Consider the following 25,264-nt stretch of genomic DNA (forward strand, 5'->3'; position numbering starts at 1 on the left):
CGGCATAAGTGATATATTGATGTCATAAAAACTAACACAAAAATCAATGGTGGTGCTGTCATGCTTCTTAAAGAACTTATCTCTCTCCCTATTTATGCGAATGCGAAGGTGGTTGCCGGATATGAGGGCATGACAAATAGCGTCCAATCGGTCAACATCATGGACGCTCCAGATATTATTCATTACTTGAAGCCGCAGGAGCTGCTGCTTACAACCGGATATGCCATGAAGGATCAGCCCGAGGCCCTACTGTCACTCGTAACCAATATGGCCAAGGTCGGCTGTGCCGGACTTGCCATCAAAACAAAACGTTTTCTGCAGGAGGTTCCAGAGGATGTGCTGCAATGCGCGGAGCGGCTGCAGTTCCCGATTATCGAGCTTTCTCTGGAGCAGTCGTTAGGTGATATTTCCAACTACTCGCTTAGTCATATTTTAGAAAAACGCACCGATGAGCTGCATTACGCATTGACGACCCATAAGCAATTCTCGCAAATGATCATGCAAGGCAAAAGCACGGAAGACGTGATCGAGGAGCTGTCCCTCCTAATTAACTCACCCGTTATGCTTATGAATGCGCATGGAGGACTGCTGTTTCGCTCGAGTTCCATGTCCGAAGAGCTTTACCACGAGCTGTTAGCCGAGCTGCAAGGAGAGCTTGCTTCCCCTGCGCCGCACAGCTCCTTCAGAATCACGCTTCCTTCACAAGCCTTTAAAGGTACGCTTTATTCGAGCGCCGAACTGCATCCAATTGCCACCTTCCAACTCGAAGGCTTTTTAATTGCGCTAACCAGCGATATTAGCAAGCATTTCAGCAATTTAACGAAGCATGCAATGGAGCAGGCGGCCAATGTCATCGGACTTGAGCTTATGAAGAAGCAAGCCGTCAAAGAACGTTCACGGCGCTACAAAAACGAGTTTTTTTCCGACTTTGTGGATGGATTAATTACATCGGAGCAAGAGCTTATTCACCGCAGCAAAAACTACGATCTGCTTGGCCACCCCGTCTACATCAGCGTCGTTGCCAAGCGCGATACTTCGTTCGACCCGATACGCCCAGCGAGCGCGCTAGAGACCGACGGCCGGTTCATTTCGGAGCGCGACCGACATTACAATCTGCTGAAAAGCGAATTCTCGAAGCTGGATCTCCGGTTCGTTCTCTTCACCAAAAACGAATATTTCTGTTTTCTCGTAGCCTTGCATGCGAGCCAAGACGTTACGGCCGGCAAAGAAAGCAAGTTTATCGAGCAATTGAAGCAAATGGTCAGCAGCTTAAGCGAGCTTCACGGCATTCCGATTTCCTTAGGTATCGGCAATCCCGTCTTGCAGCTTCCCCATATTCCCTTGTCTTACAAGGAAGCCATTGAAGCACTTCAATCAGGCTACGATGCTAGGAAGAAACAATTCGTGCAGCCTTACCATGCCAAAAATTTCAATAATCTGCTCCGTTTGATACCCAAGGAGGAGCTTAAGGAATATTACGAGGAAACATTCAAGGACCTGCTGAGCATCGAAGGGAAAGAGCGCAGTGACTTACTTAAGACGCTAAGCACCTTTTACAATACACATTGCCAGCTCGCAGAGACTGCGAAGCAGTTATTCGTCCACCGCAACACAGTCACATACCGATTAGACAAATGCGAAAGGCTTACCGGCCGCGACCTCCGCGATCCCGTCGAGAGCCTCCGCTTCCGCACCGCCTTCTCCATGGAATCACTTTTCCTAGCTGACTGATCGCCAATCATTGCTGTAAGCACAACCTGGGTGCTTACAGCAAACTAACCCGGGTTGCTCACCCGCCATAAGAACCTATTTGCGCTTACAGCCTCCTACAGAGCCTGCCCATCCGTCGAACGCTCACCTTTAGCACGCCCACGTGCTTACGGCCACTAACCATGGTTACTCACCTGCCGTAAGAACTTATTTGCGTTTGCAGCCTCCTTCCGATCTTGCCCATCCGCCGAACGCTCACCTTCAGCACGCCGGTGTGGTAGCACCTTCGTCTGCTGTAACGCAAAAGAACCCGCATCTCAACAAAAGAAGCAGGCGAATACCCAAATTAGCAGGAAATAATTATGTGATATAATAATGCCCAGCAATACGAAATGAAACGAAATGAATCGACGGGTAGGGATACATTTGAAATTGGAACGGTTGATCTCGATGATCTACAAGCTGCTTAACCACGAAGTTTTGTCTGCCTCCATGCTGGCTGAAGAGTTCCAAGTTTCTCAAAGAACGATCTATCGGGATATCGATGTAATTTGCGCTGCCGGCTTTCCGGTCATTTCGCACCAAGGAATCAAAGGCGGCTACGGCATGATGGATGGATATAAAATGGATAAAAGTTTGCTTGGTTCATACGATGTTGCTTCTCTAATTACCGTGCTTAGAAGCCTCTCCTCCGTGTTTGAAGATGCGCGTGCACAAGGAACCATCGAACGACTGCAAACAATAGGACACGAACATCAGACACCGAGTCTATCTGTTAACTTGGACACCCGCCGCACCGATCCCGAGGCGCTTCCTCATTTACGCTCAGCCATTATAAATAGATTTGTCGTCCGGTTCGATTACATCAATGTGAAAAACGAGCGCACAATCCGTGATTTGGAACCAATAAGCCTTCATTTCAAACATAGCAATTGGTACATATACGGTTATTGCCGAGCGCGGCAGGATTACCGAGAGTTCCGGCTTTCCCGCATGTTGAATATAGCCCTCACACGAGACACTTTCCAGCCACATCAGGAAGTTCCGAAAGAGGCCGAACTTTCAAACCTCACAAGGGAAGATCAGGTTGAGAACGTAATAATCCTCGTTGGACCCGAGGCTCTCGCTGAAGCTATGGATCAATTTCACCAGGTTGACAAGCAATTTTTAGCCGATGGAAGCGTGACGATGCGAATTCCGGTCTATAAGCCATTAGAGGCACGCTGGCTTTGGTCAATTCTGCTGAGCTTTGGAAGCGGCGCTGAAGTTCTCGACCCCCCTGCACTACGAGGCATTTTAAAAGAACAACTTAAAAACACACTCCAACGATATGAAGAAGTATGACAGACAGTTGTCATACTTCTTTTATTATGATTACAGCAGAAACGAAATCAAACTCATGAATAGTCAAAAGGAGACGTTACGAATGTCGAATCATCCGGTACAAATGTTTGAATACCACGCATGGGCCAGCCAAACCATTATGGAGAGGATCAAGGAACTCCCGCCATTAATCCTGAGTCAAAAAGTAAACAGTTCATTTCCTACCATCGCCCATGCCCTTACTCATATCTACGCAGTTGATAAAATGTGGTATCTGGTTTTGACAGGCGCTGGCATGAGAGAGGCGCTGCAGGCATGCATACCGCTTAATGAGAGCATCCTGCATTCAATAGACGAATACGCAGGCAATTTTACCGAGTTGTCAGAACAATTCAGAGAATGGTTCAGAAGCCAAACCGATCTGGAGCATACGATTCTGCTTGATAATCCATTCAACGGCCCCCGCCAAACACGCATATCGGAAATTGTGCTGCAGCTGGTGAACCACGGGACCTATCACAGGGGAAATATTTCTACAATGTTACGTCAATTAGGACACGCATCCACAATGAATGACTATTCGCTTTTTTGGTATCAAGAGCCGGCAGTCTAGAAACCTTACCTACGCATCCGATATCTATTTTTCAATAATTTTATATCCGCGCATATTAGTAAATGATGAATCGAATAGGGGAAATGTTATGTTTGATGTACTTCAAGAGATTAATTGGATCGCTATCCTGCTTGCCACACTAGCGAGCGCTTTGCTTGGAGGCGTATGGTTTATTGCCCTTTTCGGAAAAGCATATGCTATCGCACTAGGAAGAGAAGGTTCGGCAAGCGAGAAGCCAGCTCCTATTTTTATCGTAGGACCCTTTGTTTGCGGCTTCGTAACGACTGTCACTATGTCCATTTTGATTTATGCTTTCGATATTGAATCTATTGCAAATGCCATCTTCTTCGGTATCATTGTCGGTATTGGCTTGTTGGCTTCCACGACCGTCAATACGGGAATCAACCCGAACATACCTCGCCCGCTTTTATACGGACTAATTAGCGGTAGCTATTTTTTACTCTCCGGCGTGATTATTAGCGTCATTCTGGTAGCTATGAAATAAGGGATTGTCCTGAATCGGAAAAATAATAAGTGCTTATTCTAAGGTAATTTCAAATTTTAAAATAAAAACAGCCCAGTTCTTTCGAGATAACTGGGTTTATCTTCATTGTAAAATCTGCCGTCCTGTCCAGCATCCCCTTACACATCAACTTCTATGATGAAAACAGTGAGGCAACCTTTTCGTTTGACAAAAAATACTAAATTTTTACTGTTCGCACATTTTTCAAAGTGCCTTTGTCTCCATTTTATACTAGAAATTATCCGCCTTTGCTATTATGGAGGTATGTATCATTATATCCTTAGGCTCCTCACTTCGACATGAACTACACTCACAGGCTCTATAATTCATCCAATTACTCTCCAAACTTAGAAAGGAGAACCTTTTGTCTATGGGAATTGAAAACTTGATTACAGCAAGAGCAAGAGAAGATTTGAGAGGTTGGCTGCTGGAAAATGGCAAGAGCGAAAAATCTTGCTGGGTTGTCGTTAGCATGACACCAAACCCGGATACGCTGCTCTATTTGGACGCTGTGGAAGAGTCACTATGTTTTGGCTGGATTGACGGCGTTAAAAAGAAGATATCCGAAACCGGGCTAGCACAAAGACTGTCTCCTCGGAGTAAAAGAAGCTCTTGGACAGAATTGAACAAAGAACGCGTCCGCCGCCTCGAAAAGATAGGGCTAATGTGCGATGAAGGAAGAAAGGTGCTCCCTGATATGGACCTCGATTCCTTTAAAATAGATAGCGTTATCGAGCAGAGGTTAAGAGAGGAAGCACAAGTATACGAGAATTTTTTGGCGTTTCCAGCTCTTTATAAAAGAATTCGGATCGACACGATACAAAGCAACAAAAATCAGCCCGAGTTATTCGAGAGTCGATTAGAAAAGTTCATTGCAAACACGAGAGAAAATAAGATGTACGGTCAATGGCATGACAATGGACGCCTTCTAGATTATTAGAATGCGCTCATCCATTCTGTAAGCACACCCGTGTGCTTACAGACCACTAACCAAGGTTACTCCCCTGCTGTAAGAACCTATATGTGCTTACAGCCTCCTTTCGAGCCTGCTCAAACGCCGATTGGTCTCTCTAAGCACGCCCGTGTGCTTACAGTGCGCAAACCATGGTTACTCCCCAGCTGTAAGAACCTATCGGTGCTTACAGCCTCCTTTCGAGCCTGCCCAGACGCCAATTGGTCGCTGAAAGCACACTCGTGTGCTTACAAAACACCATCCAAGGTTACTCCCCAGCTGCAAGAACCTATATGTGCTTACAGCCTTCTTTCGAGCCTGCTCAAACGCCCGCCGCCGAATGACCAACGCGAGCACCTCCGCACCTTCCCGCACCAACACAACTATCTCGTTCCACGCTTCGCTTTTTTGCAATGTAGGCGATAGGTTTTGCCGTAGCCCTTGGCATAACGAACGATCTTACGCAGCATGGACTGATCCTCGAGCAGCGTAAACGGACATGGGTCAGGTACCGTATTCACCTCCAGAATCCACGGCTTCAGCTGGCGATCGATCGCCAGATCAAGCCCCAGCTCTTTAATACCGGGATATGCCCCATGAAGCCGCTTCGCCACCCTAACCGCAAGTTCATCCATCCCCTCGAGCATCCTGCTCCGCAAAGCCTTTCTCGCAAAGGGCTTTAACAAATGAGCGGTCGGATAAATCGTGCCGCCTTGACTCCCGTTCGTAACGATTTTGCGTGGATGAGCCACTCGCCCAAGCGTGCCCGTAGCCTCCCAAATCCCTTGAGGCGACTGCTGCATAACAAGCCTGATATCAAATGGGCGCCCGCCATGCTTAAGCATACGGATGCCTTTTTGAACCAGATATCCTTGCCGCTTAGTCACTTCTAGAATGGACCGGTAAAACGCAGCATAGGTACTGAAGGTTCGTCGCGTCTCACCTAGCTGGTATACATAACTCAAGCCAACGCCCCCGCTCCCGCTTCCCGGCTTCAACTCAGCCCTCATGACGCCGTTTCCCTGCGATCCCCGTATCGGCTTAACGTACACCATTCGCCACTTCCGCAGCATCTCATCCAAAGTTTCCTCAGTCATCACCTTCGCCTGTGGCAAATGACGCGCAAGGCCAGCGTCTCCGCGCAGCACCTCCGATTTCGCCCATTTGTCCGCTACGCGGCGGCTTCCCTTCCTTCCCACTACACGCTCACAAGGCTTTTTTCCCACCTCGTCCCTCCGTTCCGCTATTCACTCTTATTAGCATACGAACACACGTCTAATCGGATATAGGCATCTGTCGTCATAAGTCGAACCTGCGCGCGGATACGACATATGCTTTAGTAATCGACCAACCTAGATACATGTCCCCCTGAGGAGGAATATCGCCCATGCCACCTATCTATCCGCTGGAAAAGCTAGTTGAGAGCACCTGCCGCCACCACCCTTGGTACCGCAGCTTGCTTTCACGGCATCAGCTTCAAATACAGCTTCACGGGAATCAGCTATCCAAGCTGCCGCTCATGACCGCCGATGTGCTTGATCAGCATTATTTCACCCCTGCAGCCCGGCCCGAGCCGGAGCTGTCCGTCTATAAAACCTCAGGCACCTCATCCGGTATTCGAAAAGCTATTTATTATTCCAAAGAGGATGACGAAGGATATATCGAAGCAAAACTGGCCTCTTACCTCGAGTGGCTTAAAGATCCATCCGACGTTCAAAAAGCGTTAGCCGACATGGGTACCGGGCATGCCGCAAGCACCGCGCTTGCCATCTTCAGCCGACTCGGCTGGCAGGCAGCATCCCTTTCCTTCGAACTGCCGATCGAAGCGCATATTGCCCAGCTTAAACAATTTCAGCCCGATCTCCTTTACACCATGCCGTCGATCCTCGATGCCATCTTGGCTGAAGCAGGCGACCCTCGGCCGTTCGGCATTCGGAAAATTATTCTTGTCGGCGAAATCGCCCCCATCGAATGGCAAGCACATATCGCCGCGCGATTCGGAATCGAGCCTGCTGATATTCTAGATACTTACGGCTCTATCGAGATTGGCGCGATCGCGTCTTATTACCATGAACTTGGCCTATATATCATAGACGAGACCCTGTGCGCCGAGGCAATGCCTGCCGAACAAATAGACGATCGGTTCGAGCCCCTCCAAGGAAATGAGGCCGTCCTTGTGCTTACCTCCCATATACGATCCATGTTTCCAGCCATCCGATACGTGACTTATGATGTTGTCCGTGATTTTCAAATCGTCACCATTAACGGAAAACTCCGGCAGGCCTTCAGCTGCATTTCGAAACGGATCGGGCCTGACTTGAAGCACGGCGAGAAAATCAGCCTTTATGATATCGAAAGCGTTGTGCATCAATTCGTTCACGATGCCGACCTTCGCGTTAAGCTCGTGCACAACCGGCTCTCTATCCATATTCGAAGCCGTTCATTGAAGGAGGATATGCTCGTTCAGATTCAGCATGCTATCGAGCATAAAATTAGTGAAATCGGACAAATGATCCAAAACAGAATCCTTGCAGGCATCACCGTTACCCGCGCGGCAGAGAACGAGCAGCTTGAACGAGGGACAGTCAAATCCAAAAAACTTTATTTCTGAAAAGGAGGGCTGCCCTATGAAGAATAGCTTGATGTCAATCATCGGAAATACGCCGATCGTCCAGCTCTCAAAGCTGTTCGCGAGCGATCGCGGCATACGCGTATTTGCCAAGCTTGAATTGCTGAATCCGGGCGGCAGCGCAAAGGACCGACCCGCCGCGCGCATACTCGATAAGGCGTGGGACGAAGGATTGATCGGACCCGGCTCTGTCATTATTGAGTCCAGCTCAGGCAATATGGCTATCAGCCTTGCTGCCCTGTGCTCCTACCTTGGCATGCGATTCATCAGCGTCATCGATCCAAAGACTACGCAGCAAAACATTCGAATCATGCGTACCTACGGCGCCGAAATTGAGCTGGTTACGGAGGCTGATTCGGAAACGGGCGAATTTCTGCCGGCAAGGCTATCTCGGGTACAGCAGCTCCTCGCGGCTAACCCTGGCAGCTTTTGGCCTAATCAATATGCGAACAAGAACAACTTTTTAGCCCATTATGAAGGTACGATGCGAGAGGTTATCGAAGAGCTCGGCCATGTCGATTACATAGTCGGCGGGGTGAGCACCTGCGGCACCATGCGGGGATGCGCCCAATATATTCAAGATTACAACCTCCCGACCAAGGTGGTTGCCGTCGACGCTGCGGGGAGCGTTATATTGGGCGGAGCGAACAGCATTCGCAGATTCCCGGGCCTCGGAGCAGGAATCATTCCGCCTTTTGGCCAAACCAGTTTCATGGATCGCGCCATTAAGGTTGCGGACCAAGACATGGTTGCCGGCTGCAGGCTGCTCGTTATGAAGGAATCCATTCTAGCCGGCCCTTCTACCGGCGCCGTTATCCATGCATTAAAGTCAATCGAGCATGAATTGCCCGACAATGCCGTATGCGTAGTCATTGTTCATGATCGCGGCGAGCGCTACATGGACACCGTATACAACCCCGAGTGGGTGGAGCAGCAATTCGGAGCGTCATCACCTTGCGAATGAATGCTCCGACAACATCGCTTATACCATTTTCGTTAAGACGGGAAATACGCCGTACCCGAAGGACAGTTCATATATTGAAAGGACGATGATCGTGTTATATCTCGGAGATGAGCATATCCGCATGATCGGGCTAAACTGGGAAGCACTTGTTGACAGCATGGAAAATGCGGTGCGGATCATCGATTCGGGAGACTACAAGCAGCCCATCAAGCCCTATCTCCGTTACAACAACCCCGCGAATCGGATTATCGCGATGCCTGCTTATGTCGGCGGCAGCGTGCAAAAGGCGGGAATCAAATGGATTGCCAGCTTTCCCGGCAACCTCGACGCCGGCCTTCCGCGCGCCCACAGCATCACGCTGCTCAACGATGCCGCCACAGGCGTTCCGTGCGCCATACTGAATTCGCCCCTGCCAAGCGCAGCACGAACGGCAGCCGTCAGCGGCTTGCTCCTCCGCCATTATTTAAGCGCACGGGGCGAAGATCGCCGCATGAAGGTTGGCATTATCGGCTTCGGGCCAGTAGGCAGGCTGCATTACGATATGTGCTGCCAAATCTATAAGGAACGAATCGATCAGATTTATCTATACGATATTAGAGGATGCCATTTGGACAGCCCTGACCTTGACCGGGTAGACCCCCATCTTCGTGGGCTAACACAGGTTGCGGCTAGCTGGCAGCAGCTATACAACGAATGCAACGTCGTCATCGCGTGCACGGTGAGCAAGGATCGGTATATCGATGTCTCTCCGAAGGAAGGCTGTTTGCTGCTTGATGTCTCATTGAGGGAGTTCCATACGGCCGCTTTAAGCAGCGTCCATACGATTGTCGTAGACGATTGGGATGAGGTCTGCCGCGAGAATACGGATATCGAGTACCTCCATCTCCAAAGCGGCTTGACCAAAGAGCAGACTATAACGTTGACTGACGTCGTTTGCCGTCATGTCCTGAAGGAAGTGCGAAGCGAGGAGCCTGTATTGTTTTGCCCGATGGGGATGGCTGTATTCGACTTGGCCGCCGCAGCCTATTTCGTAGAACGCGCAGATAAGCTGGGGGTTGGCATTCACCTCCAATAACTAGCACTAATGCACAAAAAGGATGATGCTTGCCGCGAGGCCTGCATCATCCTTTCTGCTTCACGCTATGTCCAAGGCTTAATTAGCCGTTAAGAAAATTTACGCGGATTGCCCCAGACGATTTGCCGGGAACGGATAAACCTTCGAGCGGTCCCCCGCTTTTCCTGCGCCCTCGCTAGCATTTCTCGTATTCGTAAGCTCCATAAACCAAGCTTCATCCCATGTGTCCAATGCCAAGTCGATTGAATTCTGAAAAACTTGGGCATCATCTAAAGGGATGTCAGATACGTTTTTGAGCCAAGATGACCGGACAGCAACGATTTTGCCGATGACTTCCTCGTTATCCGATTTAACAACATTTACAGTGACGAACCCTTGCAAAATATCGATCGTTTCGACAAATCCATGGATCAGCTCGCCGTCTTTCGTTTTTCCTTGTACCCAGTCGCTTATGTTGAATTTCATCTTCCAACACCACCTATCCCGATTAGTAAGACCACCCGATAACTGTACCTATTTCTCGTACACTTAGGCTAGAAACAAAGACGCCGTATTTCTTTCAACTGACGCCTTGCTGCTCAACTTCTTACTGTAAGTTTAATAGTTACAGTTACCTTTGTCAAGTGTTCTCCTGCATTTAGGCGCGACCCTTGGCATCACGGACAAAGCTAGCTCCAGCCCCAGAAGAAGCCGTCTCTCTCCCACGCCGCTTTCCCCTTATGCAGCTTGCGGAATATCTTCTTGACCTCTTTATCGATCGATGGGTTGCCATGCTCATTCACATAGATAAACGATTCACCGAATTGGCTTTTAATATGCGCCACAGCTTCACCCTGATGCAAAATTCCTTTTTCCTTCAACTCGCCGAGCATCCATGCTGCAACCTCTTCTGCGGTACGGGACATCGCTATCACTCCTTCACTTGAATAAACGCAGTACGTATCGCATACTTCCGTCTCTTTCTTCAATATAACGCTGCTTCGCTTTGATTGACAGCCCCTGAAGCAAACTTTATTATTATATTTATCACAATTTAATTTTGTTAAACTTAGGAATTCCGATAAATGACCAGCAACTCTAGGCACATGCCTTCGAGCGGAGGATAACAACATGGACAACCAAGATATATTGAAACTGGATAATCAAATCTGCTTTGCGTTCTACGCATGTTCCCGGGAAATCACCAAGCTATACCGGCCCATGCTGGAAAAAATAGACCTTACCTACACGCAGTACGTTACGATGCTCGCCTTGTGGGAAGAGGATCACGTAACGGTTACTGCATTAGGCAACAAGCTTTACTTGGACTCCGGCACATTGACGCCGCTGCTCAAAAAGCTGGAGGCTGCAGGCCATCTGACGCGCACGCGTGACCGCAATGACGAGCGTAGCGTTCTGGTAGAGCTGACCGCACAAGGCAGAGCGCTGCGGGAGCAGGCAATCGACTTCCCTAATCAGCTGGCTTGCATGCTGGATGGCACGCCTGAGGAAGCAGCCGGGCTGCTTGCGATCACGCATCAATTTTTACAAAAAATGCAGCATAGCAGCAGTAAAAAAGAGTAACGTAGCGCCACGATAACAGCCGCCAATAGCGATTAGCAAAACAGGAGGAATAGCGATGAATCAAACCGTTCTAAGGCCATTCGGTCCAACGAAGTTGCAATTATCCCCGCTTGGGCTAGGCTGCTGGCAGTTCAGCAATGGCAAGGGGCTTGTAGGGAAGTTCTGGCCCGCTCTAGAGGACAGCCTTATTAATGACATCGTGAGAACGAGCTTCGAGGGCGGAATCAATTGGTTTGACACCGCTGAGATCTATGGGAACGGACAATCCGAGCAATTGCTCGCACGCGCCTTACGAGAAACGATTCATTCGGATAACCCTGTTTATATCGCAACCAAATGGTGGCCGCTATTCCGGACTGCCAGCAGCATCGGTACGACGATCGAAGAGCGCATCAGGCTGCTGGAAGGCAGAACGATTCATCTGCATCAGGTTCATCAACCCTTCTCCCTCTCCTCCGTCAGCAGTGAGATGAAGGAAATGGCCAAGCTTGCGGCGGCAGGAAAAATCCAGCACGTCGGGGTGAGCAACTTCTCCGCCAAGCAAATGATCGAAGCTGATCGCGTTCTGCGCGAGCATGGCTTGCGCCTTGCCTCCAATCAGGTGAAATACAGCCTGCTCGACCGACGAATTGAGCAAAACGGCATTCTAGAAACTGCCCGGCAGCTTGGCTGTGCGATTATTGCCTATTCTCCGCTTGAGCAGGGCATACTAAGCGGGAAGTTCCATCATGATCAGGCACTGGTCAAGGCCATCAAAGGCCCCCGCAAATGGAGCGCTGCTTTTCAAGCCAAAAGCCTGAACCGTTCAAGACCGCTTATTGATTTGCTTGAGCAAATTGCCATCGCTTACGACGCTACCGCCACCCAGGTCGCTCTCAACTGGCTCATCCACGCGCATGGCGATACCGTATTCGCTATCCCGGGCGCTTCCAAAATCCATCACGCCGAGCAAAACGTGAAAGCGATGCATTTCCGGCTGTCTGTAGATGAAATTGCGGAAATAAACGAGGTTTCGCATTTTGCCGCGTCCAAGTAAGAAGCTCAGTATCGCTAATCGCAGCGGCTTCTCGATTCAAAGCATTGAGGGAAGGGTATAAGAAGATGTAACCTCATATTTGCTTAGAAGCGAGAGGAGGGCTCACCCATGACGGTGACCATCGGTATTTTTGAGAAGGAAGAAAACGTCTTAGAAGCGATTAGATTGCTCCAAGCCGCACGGACAGACAAACAAAATCTTCAAATTATTGTGAAAAATAAGGAAGCCGCCCCTTTGCTGGCAGGCCAGACCGACATTCCGGTTGACGAAGTTTACGACATTAGGGAAGCGCAAGAGCGAAACGGCGAGAGAGTCGTTGCTCCGCTTGGCGCTGCGCCGCTGGCATCTGGCGGTTATGCTGCCGGAGGAACGGGCGCCGTAGGCGGAAGTCCAGCCGGATTTGTTACTGGCGCGCTTGATGCCGACAACGACACCCGAACGGAAGACGTTCTGCAGGGCATTGGCGTTCCCGATAAGCATGCCAAAGCTGCCGGAGACGCTATTGAGCAAGGACGCTACCTGCTTTCTGCCGATACGGATTACGAAGAAGAAGCAAAAGCGCTGCTCATCCAAGCCGGCGCTGCTGACGTCATTTATTAATCTCGAAAAGAATTGAAATACGGAGGCTGCCCATTTTTAATGGGCGGTCTCCTTTTTTGGATTGACATCACTTTTTACATTGTGTACAATTAAATCATAAAAAATATAAATAAAAGTCATTGGAGGTTTTATTATGTCCTTGTACGATATCGAAGTGAAAACGATCAGAGGTGAAGCACAAACTCTCGCCCCTTACAAAGGGAAGGTTATGCTCATCGTCAATACGGCTACCAAATGCGGCTTCGCCAACCAGTTCAAGGGTCTCCAAAAGCTTCATGATACGTATAACAAGCAAGGCTTCTCCGTATTAGGATTTCCCTCCTCGCAATTCGCTAACCAAGAGCTTAGCGAGGACAGCAAGGTTGCCGAGGCTTGTGAAATCAATTTCGGCGTATCCTTCCCGCTTTATGCCAAAATCGACGTAAACGGCAGCACGGCACACCCGTTATTCCAGCGCCTGACAAGCGAAGCCCGCGGTTTCCTTGGTTCGCGATCGATCAAATGGAACTTCACGAAGTTCCTCGTCGATCAGAACGGAAAGGTGTTGAAGCGCTTTGGCTCCAAGGATACGCCCGAGCAAATCGAAAGCCATATTCAGAAGCTGCTGAAGGTTCCAACGCACGCTTAATCTCATAGCGCTTCACAAGTCCAAAGCTGCCGGCAAGCACCGGCAGCTTTTTTCCGTTCTTTTATGTATAGCCAGCACCCTCATAATGCCCCGTCGAATAAGCAATATCCGTCCCACATCGCTTAACAGCTGAACAATGGCTCATATCGCGAGCCGTAACAGTCACCGATAATATAGATAGCCTCGTCTACGCACACTTCCTTCTCTGTTTGCTCCTCCAAATCCAGCACACGCACCATTCCCGCCTGCCCATTGCGCTCACCAAGCAGCACCGCGTAGCGAACACCATCTTCAGTCAGCGATGCCAAAATATTGTCCAGCTTCCGCCCACTCCTATCAAGTCTTACCCTAACGCCGTTGCCACGCAGCTCCGCAGCCGTCTGCAGCAGCTCACCCGCCGTCACGCCTAACGGAATGAGAACAGCGGGCGCCAAACCCGGCTCTACCGCGCGATTCTCAAGCAGCGCCACAATTGCTTCTACCTCGAAGGACAACCGGGCTGAGTCGTATGCCGCCTCGTCTCTGCCGATCAGCTGCCAGGTAATCGCGTCTCCGTACCTTCCACCCCCGCCCAAGCTTGTCGCAAAGTTATCCGAAGCATCAAATATTTCATATACCGTTCCGGTATAGCCGGATGGATCACGGGAGAGAAAAGGGTCAAACACGCATTCCTTTTCCAGTCCGATTGTGCGCAAAATATGCCGTACAGCCAGCGCCTCTTTAGCTCCCGCGCTGCCTTCTAGGTTATACGCCTCCAGCAATTGCTCCAAGCCTGACTCGTTATTTGCGAGCAGTGCCATAACCGCGGACACTGCGGTATCCGTCAGTCCACTCATCTGGAGCTGCTTCTTCACACCAGTTGTCCCGGTCCTCGCAAGGCCTTCCAGCGCAAGCAGCACGGTGCCGATTTCGGAGACAGGTACGGCAGCAGCCTCCAGCAGTTCTCTCAAAAAGCGCCGGTTGTTCCATTTCAACCTGCCGTTAATGCCAAGCGACCGGAACGCATCCAACGCCAGCTGCATCAGCTCGATCTCCGCTTCCGGGCCCTCAACCCCCACAACATCGACATCGCATTGTAGAAACTCCCTCTGCCTGCCGCGCTTATCCGGCCCGTCACGAAGCACTTTCCCTACCGCATAGCGCTTGATGGGCAAGGCTAGCCCAGGCCGTAAAGCTCTCTCATCGAAATCATAGAGCTCGAGCCTCTCGCGAAGCGTCGCTTGAATTTTCCTTATGAGGGCCCGCTCCTTGCCGCAATAGCCATAGTCTCCCTTTACATCCCGCATCACGATCATTCCTCTCTATGGTAAATGGAATAAAAAAAACGCGCAGGACCCCATGGTCCTGCGCGCATCGTATGCTGCAGGGGGGCCAACGCGAGAAGCGCTAGCCCACCCTGAATGTTGATCAGGTGTGCTAACGCCTAATGAAATGATGAAGCTGGTTGAATTGGAATTTGTACATGATGCTTCACCCCTTCGTCTGAATTAAAGTGATTATAGCGAATAACGCTAGATCACGCAACACCCTGTTTCAAAATCACATTCCTATTCCAGTCTCATAGCCGCTCTATGGCTACCTTATTCATGCGCAATCTGCGAAAAGCCAGCATGATAATGAACAGCAGCATAAGAGCAGCATAGCTTTGCGCATGGTCAATAAGGCTAGCAGATGCCGCATCCGTCACGACTAGCAGCCCCTTGCCTTCGGAATGGCCCGGAATTCCAAAAATCAAACTAGACACAAAGCTCACGCCCGTGGAGATTCCCGCGCTCATCCAGATGGAATTCGTTCGCAGAAGCACGAAGCCAAGCGAAAGGCCGAGCATAATCGAAGCCAGTATTTGCGGAGCGCGGAAACCCGCAAGCCAAATGTCGTCGAGCGCATAAAGGCATGCTGCAAGCATTAATAAATATCCATTGCCTATTTTGCCTTTAAGATGTGCAAATATATATCCCCTGACCACCAGCTCATTCATTAACGAGCCCAGAAAGGCGACAGCGAATGCCTTTAACAGGAATGCCGCAGCGCCATTCGCGCCTCGCATGCCCGCTATATGAATAGTCTCCGATACTGCCAGCAAGCCATACATCGCCGCCCAAGCCGAGGCTCCGAGCAGGAAGCCGATCCGCACATTTCTTTTCCAACCGTAATGGCCCGTTAAACCTAGCTCTCCTACCCCTCTGAGACCAGTCAGCTTAGCCACCCAATGAACCAACACAAAAAATAAGCTTGCATATAGCAGCCACGGCGCCGCCTGGCGGAGATCGAACAATTGCGGGATGAGGTTCATATATAAATCAATAATTAGGAAGCCCATTATTCCAAACAATATCTTCATAGCAATAATCCTTTCTCTCTCAATTAGCCATGCCGGCTCGTCCAATCTACGTGTCCCCACAGCTTATCCATTCCATTATATTCACCATAGTCCCGCTTATTCCCCTGCTTATCCGCCTACCCAAGCGCCTTCTTCCGCGCAAAACAAATCGTTCACTTTGTGCACGACCATTTTTTTCACAAATGTTTACTTTATTCACTTGTAAGCGTTTACAAAATGGACTACCTTGATATTGAGATCCCCATGCGCGCCGTGACTTGCCGCAATATGCGATGGGACGCCGCAGGCAGCGGATCATCTATTTCTTGTAGGAGGGAAATGAAGGATGCGTACAGTCCAAAAAAGATTACTCTCTATGCTCATCATGTGTTTGCTTCTCGTATTCACGTATGCCGGAATCAAGCTTGAGCAAGCAGACGCAGCAAGTGTCAGCATAACGAATGGTACCGAATGGCTAGATACAGCCGGCAATCCGATCGACGCTCACAGCGGCAATATTTTGAAGGTAGGCTCCACCTACTACATGTATGGCGAGAAAGCAGTAAATTGGACGTTCGACCGGGTAAACGTGTACACTTCAACCGATTTGAAAAATTGGACGCTTGGCAACAGCATTTTGACCAAAACCTCCGCACCTGAGCTAAATTCCAGCAAAATCGAAAGGCCGAAAGTTATTTATAACGCGGCCACCAACAAATACGTGCTTTGGATGCATTATGAGAACGGCACTGATTATTCGCTCGGCCGCATAGCGGTTGCGACAAGCAGCACGCCCGACGGCAATTTCACTTACCAAGGTAGCTTCCGCCCGCTTGATTATGAGTCCCGGGACATGACCGTCTTCGTCGACACGAACGGTACCGGCTATTTGGTTACCGCATCGAAGAAAAACGGCGGTACGAATGATACGATGGCTATTTTTCAGCTCAATAGCAGCTATACGAATGTCCAATCCTTCGTAGGCTGGGTATTCGAGAACGGATACCGCGAAGCCCCTGCCGTTGTGAAAAAGAACAATACGTATTATTTGTTCACCTCGCAAGCCTCGGGCTGGTATCCGAATCAAGGCAGCTACGCCACCTCCACATCGATGAACGGCTCTTGGTCGGCCCTATCGCCATTTGGCGATCCCGCCGCCTACGGCTCGCAAATACACAGCATCGCCACCATTTCCGGCAGCAGTACAACCTCCTACATTTATATGGGCGACCGCTGGAACCCTCTCGATTTAAGCGACCATCATTATATTTGGCTGCCGCTTACCTTGAACGACACGAGCGCAACCGCCTCGCTGAATTGGTACAGCTCCTGGAGCATTGATGCCGCAACCGGCTCCGTAACACTGCCATCCTTAGTCAACCACGCGCAAGGCAAGACAGCGACCGCCAGCTCAACGGGCACGGGCTCTTCCGCCTCGAATGCCAGTGACGGCAATGCCCAGACAAGCTGGGCAGCTTCAAGCAGCACGTGGCCTGCATGGTGGCAGGTCGACTTCGGCGCACCGAAGACCATTACAGAGGTCGACATTTCGTGGTTCCTGTATAAAGGCTCTGAGGCGTACTACAAATATAAAATCGAGGTCAGCAACGATGGCGTCAATTATTCAGCGATTGACCGGACCGGCAATACGAAATACGGTTTCACGACAGACGCCGTCCGCTTCACCGCCCGCTACGTGCGCATCAACCTTGTGAACGCCGTTCTCTTCAACAACCCTAACAACTGGTACACGCCTACGGTGCATGAAATCCGGCTGCTCGGTCCAGCAACTGCCGACGCGACCGGCTATAGCAGGCTGGAATCCCACAATTTCTCCACCCGTTACGTTCGACACTACAATTACGCTGCCCGCATCGATGAGAACGTAACTCCCGCACTGGATTCCCAGTTCCGCATCGTGCCGGGGCTGGCAAGCGCATCCGGCGTTTCCTTTGAGTTGATGAACCTGCCGGGGTATTACCTGATTCGCAACGCAAGCAACCAGATCGTGCTGCAGCCATTCACCGGAACCGCCGCCTTCAAGGGCGATGCGACCTTCAACCAAGTCGCCGGCTGGGCGGACAGCACCAAAGCCTCCTATGAATCATACAGCCAGCCCGGTTACTTCATACGACACTATAATTATGTGCTTCAGCTGTCTGCCGTCAATGCAGCAAGCGCGGCAACGCTGAAGAGCGACGCCACCTTCAAACGCTACAACTACTAAAAGCCGAAAAACCCCGGAAGCTTTGGCTTGCGCCATTCGCTTCCGGGGTTCTTCCTCTCTCTTTCGTATACGGCTAACTTACGTTAAGTGTAATTTCATCCACATAAACAAACGCCTCGCCCGAGCCGCCTGTCGGCTCAATCTTAATGCCGATCGCTTTCACCGCATCAAGGTCAGCTATGCCGTTTAACGGAATGTAGAGCGTCTTGAACCCGGTTGAGTCTACGCTTACCGCCGTTCCGCTGTCATACCAGCTCCAGCCCGCTCCCACCTTAATATACAGCCGTACATTTGCCGTTCCCGCGGATAGCTTCACCTTAGCGCTGACTGCATCCACCGCCGATAGATCCAGCGCCGATACCTTCGCAAGCTCGAAGCCCGTTCCCGTTAAGCTGAAGGAGGAGCTCAGCGAATACGCCCCCGATGTCGCGGCATCCGCCGTTATTGCCGGAGCCATAGCGCTTGCTTCGTTAGATTCCACGTTAAAACCAAAGGTTTCACTCTCGAAATCGTACAATACTCCCGCAGGCGAAGGCGTGCTGCCCGCTCCGTCCCCTCCGTTCGGAACGCCGCCACCTCCGTCATTAATTGCCTCGATATCATCGAAATACAAGCTGCTGCTAAGCGTCGCTCCCGATACCGCGTTCACGTAGATATTGAAATCCTGTACGTTTTTGAGGCTTGCCTTATTGATTTTTTTGCCGGCATTGCCCGTATCCCAAGGCGCAACCGCAAACTCATTAAAGTGCAGCGACACCCACTCTCCCGTTGTACCCGCAAGCGATGGGTAAGCCTCGTACGAAACGCCGTCTACCCTCAGCTGGATAACAAGCTTCTGATCAGAACCATCCGGAACGATCCAGAACCTCAGCTTATTAAAGGCCGACCAATCCACGCCTCCGAGCCCTTTGGTAATGCCCGCATAACCCGACCCTCCAAGCGTATAATCGAATTTCATGGCATATTCGCCGCCGCTCTCATGCGAAGGGTCCAGGCTTACCGCAACCGTGTCACCTCCCGCTTTCACGAACTTGGCTTGCAGTGCAGCGTTCACGCCTTGGTAGCCTTCAAAATCATCAACGAGTGACGGGATGACCGGCGCTTCGAAATAACTGCTGATTAGCTCTATATTATCTACATAAATCGGACCGTCAAGCTGCAAACCGCTGCCGATCAAGGATATGGCAATGCTCGTCGCCTCTGCCGATTTGGCAGCATCATTCAAGTTGACCACGGCTGTATAACGCGCATACGCAACGCCGTCTATCGTCACGGTGTCTAGCTCCGACAGTTTCTCTTCCGTCGTCAGCATGCCATATTTGCCTTCATCCGACCAATCCGGCGGGAGCATTACGACCGTTCGCAGGCTGGCATTCGCGCCCGCCGCACCGGCTGATGCAGGAATCCACACATCCCATTTCACGCGGTTTACGGATGCCAAAGGTACTGCGCTTGCCGCATCTGTCAGCTCCAATTTGAATTCCTGCCAATTGTCGCTCGGCACGGCTCCCGTTACATTCAGCTGAAGCACGCCATTGCCGCCTATCGCTGCATGCGCAAGCGAAAGTCCCATTTCAGCTGGCCAGGTTCCGTTATTTTGAATACCGTTGATTTGATCGTCGAATGCATACGAGCGGAGCGGAAGCTCATCCACCTTAACGTAAGCGAGTACCGACTGCTCCAATACAACGTTATCTTGCTTATACGCCTTTACCGTAACCGATGCCGTTTTACCATTCTGCTCGCCTGCAGGCGACCAGCTTGCTGAATAATAGCCGTCGTCATCCAAGACCATCGGTATTTCCGACGCAGAGCCCTCCGCTACATACACAACCTTGGACGGCGCCGCATGCAGCACCCTAGCCCGAATTAGCGTATCCGCTTCTTTGACCGTGCTTTGATCGATAGGCGACACGATATGCAGGGAAGGCTTTTCTTCCGCCGCTTTAACCTGCTTGCCATATACATTGCCGACTTCTGCCGCGAATGCGGTATACGGATCATTATAATAAGCGACTAAGTCGTCAAGCAGCTCATGATCGCCAAGCGCCGGCGCATCGCGATAAGGCACGAATAAATTTCCGTTCAGATGAAAATTGGCCCACGTCTGCATGTATGAGATCCTTCTAGCATCCGGGTCTGCCTTGATGGCGGCGAGCACCTTCGTAAACCAATTCAAATCCATGTTCCCCTGTGTCAGCATTCCTTGCGGACTATAGCCGAATTCAGAAAATGTAGCAATTTTCCCTTTGGCATCCGCCAGCCTCGAGATCATAGCCAGATCATTGACCAACAAGCTTAGGAAGGTATCGCTTCCCGGATTTTGCTGGTTGTCATATTGATCCATGCCCAGAATATCCACGTAGTCATCGCCGGGATAGGTCGTTAAATAAGCGTCTTCGCTTCCGGAAAACGCACCGTTCGGCGAGTACACATACAACAAACTGTGCACATTTTTCTTATCCCGCAAATATTCGACGGTATATCGATATATTTCAACATATTCGCTAACTGTCGTCGTCTTGGCCCCCCACCAGAACCAGCCGCCATTCTGCTCGTGGAAAGGACGGAACAGAATCGGTATCAGCTCTCCGTTATCATCCTTAAGGCTGTTTGCCAGCTCGGCGATTAGATCCAAATAGGCATTGAACTCGCTATTTTTGTCGCCTCCCGGCAATATATGCCTCACGACAGAGCCCGCCGTATCGTTAAAGCCGCCGCCCGTTACGAAGTTCGGAAAGTGGGTGCTTAACGCGACTATGCCGCCAAGCTCATGCGCTTCCTTCATTTTTGCCGCTAGGTTGATTCGGCTCTGCTCCGTATCGCCTGTTACCCCCGGCTTCTCTTTTCCTTCAAGACTGCCGGTATCCCAGCCAAAAACAGCAGGGAAATCGCCTACCGCCTTCTTCACATCCGATTTCGTCTCTGTCGTATTTATAAAGGATATGCCCTCTGTCGTCACATGCTGCTGGCCAAAGAGCACCTGCTGGCCGCGCACATCATCCAAGTAGGCAAACAATGACTTTGTGAATTGAGTAGCATCCGGGTCTACCAAATCCTCCACCCGCTCTGCCGATCCTCCTCCGTTATCCCCGCCGCTGCCGCCAGATCCGGTTCCGCCGCTTGAGGCATTTACCGCCTTCCCATCCTTAATGGCAGCTTCTCCTTTCGGAAGGCTTGCTCCATTCAGCTTGACGTCATCCGCTTGAACGACCGCTTTTTTCACATCGCCTAACCCTTTAATAGCGCTGCCCTTGGCACCCGCAAGCAACGTCAGCTCCCCCACATCCGTCCCAGCATCAAGCTCCAGCGTAAAGATGCCGTTCGCACTCATACGCCGAGCGGTCGAGCCTTGGCTGAAATGTACGCGTACGGGCCCATCCTTACGCTCCACCTCTACACCCGCAAGCGCGGAATGATAAAACGATACCGTATTTTCTCCCCCGCCCCACACGTATGTTTCGCCTTTCACCGTGACGTTTACCAGCTTGGCATCACCGTCCGCCACCGCAGAGGTTACGTACAGATTGCCGTTTATCGTCATATCCTTCAGCACCACATCCGCTTGATTCACAACGACGTTGCCCGAGATTGCCCCGCCTGCAAACTCCCCTGCTTTGGGGTAATACCCTACGACCAGCTTGTCGATGACTGCTACCAGCTCCGCTCTCGTCAATGGATTGCGAGGCTTGAACGAGCCATCACGATACCCCTCGAGCACGGAGGATAGAGCATCCACCGCTTCTTTCGCATACACGGCGATGTCTGCTTCGTCCTTAAAGGAAGCGCTGCCAACTTCTTTCAACCGGAAAGCCTTTGCCAGAAGCACGACGGCATCCTGCCTCGTTACCGCATCCAGCGGCTTCGCCAGATTCGACGGAAATCCTTCAAAATAACCCGCTTCGCGCGCGGCAGAGACCGCTTCTGCATACCACGCAGAGGCTGCGACATCCGAGAACGGCTGCTCTGATTGCGATCGAAAGCCTAGTGAGGCATTAATGATCGTCACCAGCTCTGCCCGGTTTATTGTCTTGTTCGGCGCAAAGGAGCCATCGGAATAGCCCTTTATAACCCCGTTAGACTGCCATCTCTCAATGGCCGCCTTCGCCCAATGCCCTTGCGTGTCCGTTATTGTCGTCTGAGCGAATACAGGCATGGCAAGCGACAGGACCAGAACAGGGGCAATCGCACCAGCCACCCATTTACGTACTTTTTTCATCCGAATCCTCCTATTAATTTGTTATTTTTGTTATTGCTTACATTTTGGTTATGTAAGCGCTTTATAAGAAGTATATCGCTCGTTTCTGTAGAAAAAAATGGTTTAAACTAGCTTTTATAGGCTTAAAATGATTTTATTATTATTTATTTTGTTATGTTGTTATGTCATCTTTCTGCTGCGCGGACCCATTCTCCTCATTCCCACATTCGCTCAGCCTGAGCAAACCGCAACATATTCGCAATTAAATCCAGCAATATGCTATTATACTATTTGGACAAGCGTAAACGGCTGTTGCCGTCCTTTGGCGGCTAAGCTTACGTTTCGCGTAGAAATATAGAGAAAGTTGGCGAAAGGATATACTTTCCTATATTTCAAGCGTAAACGGCTGTTGCCATCCTTTGGCGGCTAAGCTTACGTTTCGCGTAGAAATATAGAGAAAGTTGGCGAAATCGTATACTTTCCTATATTTTAAGGTGAAACGGTCATCGCCATCCTTTGGCGGCGCGGCGCGTTTCATTCCGAGAAATATAGAAAAAGTATAGCCCAAGGATATACTTTCCTATATTTCAAGCGTAAACGGCTGTTGCCGTCATCCGACGATTCAAGCACGTTGCGCAGCATAATATAAGAAGCATTTAAGTCTCCGAACTTATATATTCTTATATTTTTAAAAAAGGCGAATGTAAGCAATCAGCATGTTCTGGAGGCTGTGCAATATTCGCACATTTGAGGAGGATATGGAAATGTTGTTGAAAAACAAACGCTTTGGCATGATGCTGCTCCTTACTCTCGCTTTGATGCTAGTAGCGGCTGGCTGCGGCGGAACGAAAGGCACGAATAACGGCGCGACAACGGGATCAGACGGCGGGAACGCCGCTACCGCCACAAACCCGCCTACTGAAGCCCCTGCCGAAGAAGGTCCTGAGCTTTTAGGTTCGGACAAGCATCCTGTCATAACGATCCAGCTTAGCAATGACAAAATCATCAAGCTAGAGCTTTACCCTGAGGTTGCTCCGAATTCGGTTAACAACTTTATTTCTCTTATTAATAAAAGCTTTTATGACGGCGTTATATTCCACCGCGTCATCCCAGGCTTCATGATTCAGGGCGGCGATCCGGACGGAACCGGCATGGGCGGCCCTGGCTACAGCATACCCGGCGAGTTCAACAGCAACGGCTTCGAGAACAAGCTGAAGCATACGCGAGGCGTATTGTCCATGGCTCGCACGCAGGATCCGGATACCGGCGGCTCACAATTTTTCATCATGGTCGCAGACGCGCCTTCACTCGACAACGAGTATGCAGCCTTCGGCAAAGTAACGGAGGGCATGGAAGCGGTTGATGAGATCGTTAATCAAACGACCGGAGCAAACGATAAACCAGAAACGCCGATTTCCATGAAAAAGGTGACGGTTGATACGCTTGGCATGACGTTCGAGGAACCGAAGAAAACGGAATAAAAAAGAGGACGGCTCCAAACGGGTACCTATAGCCGAGGACACTTGAAAAAGTGTACTCAGCTATAGGTACCCGTTTCGTTTCAGTCATCCTCTTTTTGTTGCCCATGCCCTAGAAAACATCTTACCTTACGCGTCCAAGCCCATGTCGCATAACCTGAGCTGGGCGGAGGCATGTTACCGAAATCTCGTCATATGGTGAAGTATAAGTCCGCCGCAAAGGATGGTGAAGACATGTATGGTTATGGGCCTGCCAGCGTAGTCCATGTCGCGAATTCCCTCAATCACTCGCTGCAAGGAAAATATTTCGTAGGAGAAACCGATCAATTGAATCCGACTGACGCCAACCGCACTTGGGGCGCGCTGGTCAACCCGCTTCATTCCGGCGTTCATCTTTATTTGGACCTGTTTGTCCTTAGCAACTTATCGGACGACAAGCTTGTATCGCAAATATGCTTCTGTTCAAGCTTGCCCTCACATGGCATGCAATCGCATGAGGTCGCATCAGCGAACCTCACCCTACAGCCCGCGCCGCTGCCGCTCGGGCAAATTCAATTCGGAAGCGGCCTCGATACTACTTCACTTGCCGCTACGCCCGTTTCCACTCGGGTAATCCCCTCCTATTCGAGCATTTCCAGCGAGAAAGCCGGCCACTGGATTATCGGACCCGGCAAAGCGATTTTATTCACGCTAACGAGCGCAATGAACCACCCTGCACCCGCGGTCATTTCGGTCGGATGGTGGGAAGAGCGCCATAACCTGTATTAGCCAATCAAACCTACCCATTGACATATTCATAATTAGTACTATATAGTACTAATTATGAATACCAAACCTAAAAACTCCAACCGCGAAATCGCATTGCAAGCCGCAACAGCCCTATTCCTAAGCAAAGGCTATCTCGTCACGAGCATGGATGATATCGTCGCGGAGAGCAAAGTTTCCAAAACGAATATCTATTATTACTTCAAAAGCAAAGAGGAGCTGCTCTCCGCTATTATCGAACGGTTAACCTCCCGGTACGACGCCCTCATCGCCCATATCGCATCCCAGGCGGAGCTGCCTGTCATGGAGCGGCTTACGAGGCTGATGCAGGTGCTTATCGAGCAGGACATCGATTGTCTGGGAGGCTGTCCCTTTTTAACGCTCTACACACAGACGCCTCTTGATTCGATTGCCGTCCGCAGCCAAATCAGCTTATTCTTCGCGAAGCAGCTGACCGTTCTGGAGGGGCTGCTTGCAGAAGGCAAAGAGACCAAAGAATTCAACGATAGCCTGCACCCGCAGCAGACGGCCGCTTTAATCTTGTCTACGATCGAGGGCGGACTTTTCCTGCAGCATGCCCAGCCGGAATCGAACATTTTGCAGCAATCGCTTCATACTTTAGCTTCCATGCTAAAGTAATTTTTTTGACCATTTTAGTAC

General features: G+C 50.4%; 22 protein-coding genes. 16 read left to right on the forward strand and 6 right to left on the reverse strand.

What is annotated here, in order from left to right; genetic code table 11:
* Nucleotides 1-60: 60 nt before the first annotated feature.
* The 5 genes from AC0YN3_RS22130 (at nucleotide 61) to AC0YN3_RS22150 (ending at nucleotide 5,109) form a co-directional block, all read left to right on the forward strand.
* On the forward strand, nucleotides 61-1,731 hold the full coding sequence (locus AC0YN3_RS22130; RefSeq protein WP_475777122.1) for a PucR family transcriptional regulator: 1,671 nt from the start codon (nucleotides 61-63) through the stop codon (nucleotides 1,729-1,731).
* Nucleotides 1,732-2,136: 405 nt separating this feature from the next.
* Complete coding sequence (locus AC0YN3_RS22135) at nucleotides 2,137-3,054, forward strand: helix-turn-helix transcriptional regulator (RefSeq protein ID WP_475777123.1); 918 nt, start codon at nucleotides 2,137-2,139, stop codon at nucleotides 3,052-3,054.
* Nucleotides 3,055-3,136: 82 nt separating this feature from the next.
* Complete coding sequence (locus AC0YN3_RS22140) at nucleotides 3,137-3,646, forward strand: DinB family protein (RefSeq protein WP_475777124.1); 510 nt, start codon at nucleotides 3,137-3,139, stop codon at nucleotides 3,644-3,646.
* 88 nt (nucleotides 3,647-3,734) lie between these two features.
* A complete protein-coding gene (locus AC0YN3_RS22145) occupies nucleotides 3,735-4,151 on the forward strand; it encodes a DUF1761 domain-containing protein (protein ID WP_475777125.1) in 417 nt (138 codons plus the stop codon).
* Nucleotides 4,152-4,539: 388 nt separating this feature from the next.
* Complete coding sequence (locus AC0YN3_RS22150; RefSeq protein ID WP_475777126.1) at nucleotides 4,540-5,109, forward strand: YdeI/OmpD-associated family protein; 570 nt, start codon at nucleotides 4,540-4,542, stop codon at nucleotides 5,107-5,109.
* Nucleotides 5,110-5,504: 395 nt separating this feature from the next.
* Here the strand turns inward: AC0YN3_RS22150 and AC0YN3_RS22155 are convergent, their stop codons facing one another.
* Nucleotides 5,505-6,347: a YheC/YheD family protein gene (locus AC0YN3_RS22155; RefSeq protein WP_475777127.1), complete on the reverse strand. Its 843-nt coding sequence runs from the start codon at nucleotides 6,345-6,347 to the stop codon at nucleotides 5,505-5,507.
* A 161-nt stretch (nucleotides 6,348-6,508) separates the two neighbouring features.
* On the opposite strand from AC0YN3_RS22155, the gene AC0YN3_RS22160 reads away from it, so the two are divergent.
* The 3 genes from AC0YN3_RS22160 (at nucleotide 6,509) to AC0YN3_RS22170 (ending at nucleotide 9,789) form a co-directional block, all read left to right on the forward strand.
* Complete coding sequence (locus AC0YN3_RS22160) at nucleotides 6,509-7,732, forward strand: phenylacetate--CoA ligase family protein (protein ID WP_475777128.1); 1,224 nt, start codon at nucleotides 6,509-6,511, stop codon at nucleotides 7,730-7,732.
* A 16-nt stretch (nucleotides 7,733-7,748) separates the two neighbouring features.
* Nucleotides 7,749-8,714, forward strand: a complete 966-nt coding sequence (sbnA, locus tag AC0YN3_RS22165) for a 2,3-diaminopropionate biosynthesis protein SbnA (RefSeq protein ID WP_475777129.1) — start codon at nucleotides 7,749-7,751, stop codon at nucleotides 8,712-8,714.
* 91 nt (nucleotides 8,715-8,805) lie between these two features.
* Nucleotides 8,806-9,789, forward strand: coding sequence for a 2,3-diaminopropionate biosynthesis protein SbnB (locus AC0YN3_RS22170; RefSeq protein WP_475777130.1), 984 nt, complete (start codon nucleotides 8,806-8,808; stop codon nucleotides 9,787-9,789).
* A 99-nt stretch (nucleotides 9,790-9,888) separates the two neighbouring features.
* Here the strand turns inward: AC0YN3_RS22170 and AC0YN3_RS22175 are convergent, their stop codons facing one another.
* Together AC0YN3_RS22175 and AC0YN3_RS22180 are read right to left on the reverse strand one after the other, a co-directional pair.
* A complete protein-coding gene (locus AC0YN3_RS22175) occupies nucleotides 9,889-10,254 on the reverse strand; it encodes a hypothetical protein (protein WP_441946012.1) in 366 nt (121 codons plus the stop codon).
* Nucleotides 10,255-10,457: 203 nt separating this feature from the next.
* A complete protein-coding gene (locus tag AC0YN3_RS22180; RefSeq protein ID WP_475777131.1) occupies nucleotides 10,458-10,694 on the reverse strand; it encodes a DUF6953 family protein in 237 nt (78 codons plus the stop codon).
* A 205-nt stretch (nucleotides 10,695-10,899) separates the two neighbouring features.
* On the opposite strand from AC0YN3_RS22180, the gene AC0YN3_RS22185 reads away from it, so the two are divergent.
* The 4 genes from AC0YN3_RS22185 (at nucleotide 10,900) to AC0YN3_RS22200 (ending at nucleotide 13,616) form a co-directional block, all read left to right on the forward strand.
* A complete protein-coding gene (locus AC0YN3_RS22185; protein WP_475777132.1) occupies nucleotides 10,900-11,352 on the forward strand; it encodes a MarR family winged helix-turn-helix transcriptional regulator in 453 nt (150 codons plus the stop codon).
* Nucleotides 11,353-11,407: 55 nt separating this feature from the next.
* The gene (locus AC0YN3_RS22190; protein ID WP_475777133.1) at nucleotides 11,408-12,388 is read left to right on the forward strand and encodes an aldo/keto reductase; all 981 of its coding nucleotides are present in this window, start codon (nucleotides 11,408-11,410) and stop codon (nucleotides 12,386-12,388) included.
* Between the two features lie 108 nt (nucleotides 12,389-12,496).
* A complete protein-coding gene (locus AC0YN3_RS22195; protein ID WP_475777134.1) occupies nucleotides 12,497-12,988 on the forward strand; it encodes a hypothetical protein in 492 nt (163 codons plus the stop codon).
* A 133-nt stretch (nucleotides 12,989-13,121) separates the two neighbouring features.
* Entirely contained in the window at nucleotides 13,122-13,616 is a 495-nt protein-coding gene (locus tag AC0YN3_RS22200; protein ID WP_475777135.1) for a glutathione peroxidase, read from the forward strand.
* Between the two features lie 122 nt (nucleotides 13,617-13,738).
* Here AC0YN3_RS22200 and AC0YN3_RS22205 read toward each other — a convergent pair whose 3' ends face one another.
* On the reverse strand, nucleotides 13,739-14,902 hold the full coding sequence (locus tag AC0YN3_RS22205; protein WP_475777214.1) for an ATP phosphoribosyltransferase regulatory subunit: 1,164 nt from the start codon (nucleotides 14,900-14,902) through the stop codon (nucleotides 13,739-13,741).
* A 272-nt stretch (nucleotides 14,903-15,174) separates the two neighbouring features.
* A complete protein-coding gene (locus AC0YN3_RS22210; protein ID WP_475777136.1) occupies nucleotides 15,175-15,957 on the reverse strand; it encodes a CPBP family glutamic-type intramembrane protease in 783 nt (260 codons plus the stop codon).
* A gap of 364 nt (nucleotides 15,958-16,321) precedes the next feature.
* Between AC0YN3_RS22210 and AC0YN3_RS22215 the strand changes: the two genes are divergently transcribed.
* On the forward strand, nucleotides 16,322-18,163 hold the full coding sequence (locus AC0YN3_RS22215) for an AbfB domain-containing protein (RefSeq protein ID WP_475777215.1): 1,842 nt from the start codon (nucleotides 16,322-16,324) through the stop codon (nucleotides 18,161-18,163).
* Between the two features lie 73 nt (nucleotides 18,164-18,236).
* Here the strand turns inward: AC0YN3_RS22215 and AC0YN3_RS22220 are convergent, their stop codons facing one another.
* Entirely contained in the window at nucleotides 18,237-22,382 is a 4,146-nt protein-coding gene (locus AC0YN3_RS22220) for a glycosyl hydrolase (RefSeq protein ID WP_475777137.1), read from the reverse strand.
* Between the two features lie 743 nt (nucleotides 22,383-23,125).
* On the opposite strand from AC0YN3_RS22220, the gene AC0YN3_RS22225 reads away from it, so the two are divergent.
* The 3 genes from AC0YN3_RS22225 to AC0YN3_RS22235 all read left to right on the forward strand — a co-directional run bounded on the left by AC0YN3_RS22225 (nucleotide 23,126) and on the right by AC0YN3_RS22235 (nucleotide 25,243).
* Nucleotides 23,126-23,842, forward strand: a complete 717-nt coding sequence (locus AC0YN3_RS22225; RefSeq protein WP_475777138.1) for a peptidylprolyl isomerase — start codon at nucleotides 23,126-23,128, stop codon at nucleotides 23,840-23,842.
* Nucleotides 23,843-24,013: 171 nt separating this feature from the next.
* Nucleotides 24,014-24,607, forward strand: coding sequence for a DUF6143 family protein (locus AC0YN3_RS22230; RefSeq protein ID WP_475777139.1), 594 nt, complete (start codon nucleotides 24,014-24,016; stop codon nucleotides 24,605-24,607).
* Between the two features lie 54 nt (nucleotides 24,608-24,661).
* Entirely contained in the window at nucleotides 24,662-25,243 is a 582-nt protein-coding gene (locus AC0YN3_RS22235) for a TetR/AcrR family transcriptional regulator (protein WP_475777140.1), read from the forward strand.
* The last annotated feature ends 21 nt before the right edge of the window (nucleotides 25,244-25,264 follow it).

It is taken from the genome of Paenibacillus sp. J22R232, assembly GCF_056269165.1.

What these genes read in the sequence shown, in the direction of transcription:
- AC0YN3_RS22130 (WP_475777122.1), top strand. Translation starts at nt 61, where the DNA reads ATGCTTCTTAAAGAACTTATCTCTCTCCCTATTTATGCGAATGCGAAG.
- AC0YN3_RS22140 (WP_475777124.1), top strand. Translation starts at nt 3,137, where the DNA reads ATGTCGAATCATCCGGTACAAATGTTTGAATACCACGCATGGGCCAGC.
- AC0YN3_RS22145 (WP_475777125.1), top strand. Translation starts at nt 3,735, where the DNA reads ATGTTTGATGTACTTCAAGAGATTAATTGGATCGCTATCCTGCTTGCC.
- AC0YN3_RS22150 (WP_475777126.1), top strand. Translation starts at nt 4,540, where the DNA reads ATGGGAATTGAAAACTTGATTACAGCAAGAGCAAGAGAAGATTTGAGA.
- AC0YN3_RS22160 (WP_475777128.1), top strand. Translation starts at nt 6,509, where the DNA reads ATGCCACCTATCTATCCGCTGGAAAAGCTAGTTGAGAGCACCTGCCGC.
- sbnA (WP_475777129.1), top strand. Translation starts at nt 7,749, where the DNA reads ATGAAGAATAGCTTGATGTCAATCATCGGAAATACGCCGATCGTCCAG.
- AC0YN3_RS22175 (WP_441946012.1), bottom strand. Translation starts at nt 10,254, where the DNA reads ATGAAATTCAACATAAGCGACTGGGTACAAGGAAAAACGAAAGACGGC.
- AC0YN3_RS22180 (WP_475777131.1), bottom strand. Translation starts at nt 10,694, where the DNA reads ATGTCCCGTACCGCAGAAGAGGTTGCAGCATGGATGCTCGGCGAGTTG.
- AC0YN3_RS22185 (WP_475777132.1), top strand. Translation starts at nt 10,900, where the DNA reads ATGGACAACCAAGATATATTGAAACTGGATAATCAAATCTGCTTTGCG.
- AC0YN3_RS22190 (WP_475777133.1), top strand. Translation starts at nt 11,408, where the DNA reads ATGAATCAAACCGTTCTAAGGCCATTCGGTCCAACGAAGTTGCAATTA.
- AC0YN3_RS22195 (WP_475777134.1), top strand. Translation starts at nt 12,497, where the DNA reads ATGACGGTGACCATCGGTATTTTTGAGAAGGAAGAAAACGTCTTAGAA.
- AC0YN3_RS22200 (WP_475777135.1), top strand. Translation starts at nt 13,122, where the DNA reads ATGTCCTTGTACGATATCGAAGTGAAAACGATCAGAGGTGAAGCACAA.
- AC0YN3_RS22205 (WP_475777214.1), bottom strand. Translation starts at nt 14,902, where the DNA reads ATGCGGGATGTAAAGGGAGACTATGGCTATTGCGGCAAGGAGCGGGCC.
- AC0YN3_RS22210 (WP_475777136.1), bottom strand. Translation starts at nt 15,957, where the DNA reads ATGAAGATATTGTTTGGAATAATGGGCTTCCTAATTATTGATTTATAT.
- AC0YN3_RS22215 (WP_475777215.1), top strand. Translation starts at nt 16,322, where the DNA reads ATGTGTTTGCTTCTCGTATTCACGTATGCCGGAATCAAGCTTGAGCAA.
- AC0YN3_RS22220 (WP_475777137.1), bottom strand. Translation starts at nt 22,382, where the DNA reads ATGAAAAAAGTACGTAAATGGGTGGCTGGTGCGATTGCCCCTGTTCTG.
- AC0YN3_RS22225 (WP_475777138.1), top strand. Translation starts at nt 23,126, where the DNA reads ATGTTGTTGAAAAACAAACGCTTTGGCATGATGCTGCTCCTTACTCTC.
- AC0YN3_RS22230 (WP_475777139.1), top strand. Translation starts at nt 24,014, where the DNA reads ATGTTACCGAAATCTCGTCATATGGTGAAGTATAAGTCCGCCGCAAAG.
- AC0YN3_RS22235 (WP_475777140.1), top strand. Translation starts at nt 24,662, where the DNA reads ATGAATACCAAACCTAAAAACTCCAACCGCGAAATCGCATTGCAAGCC.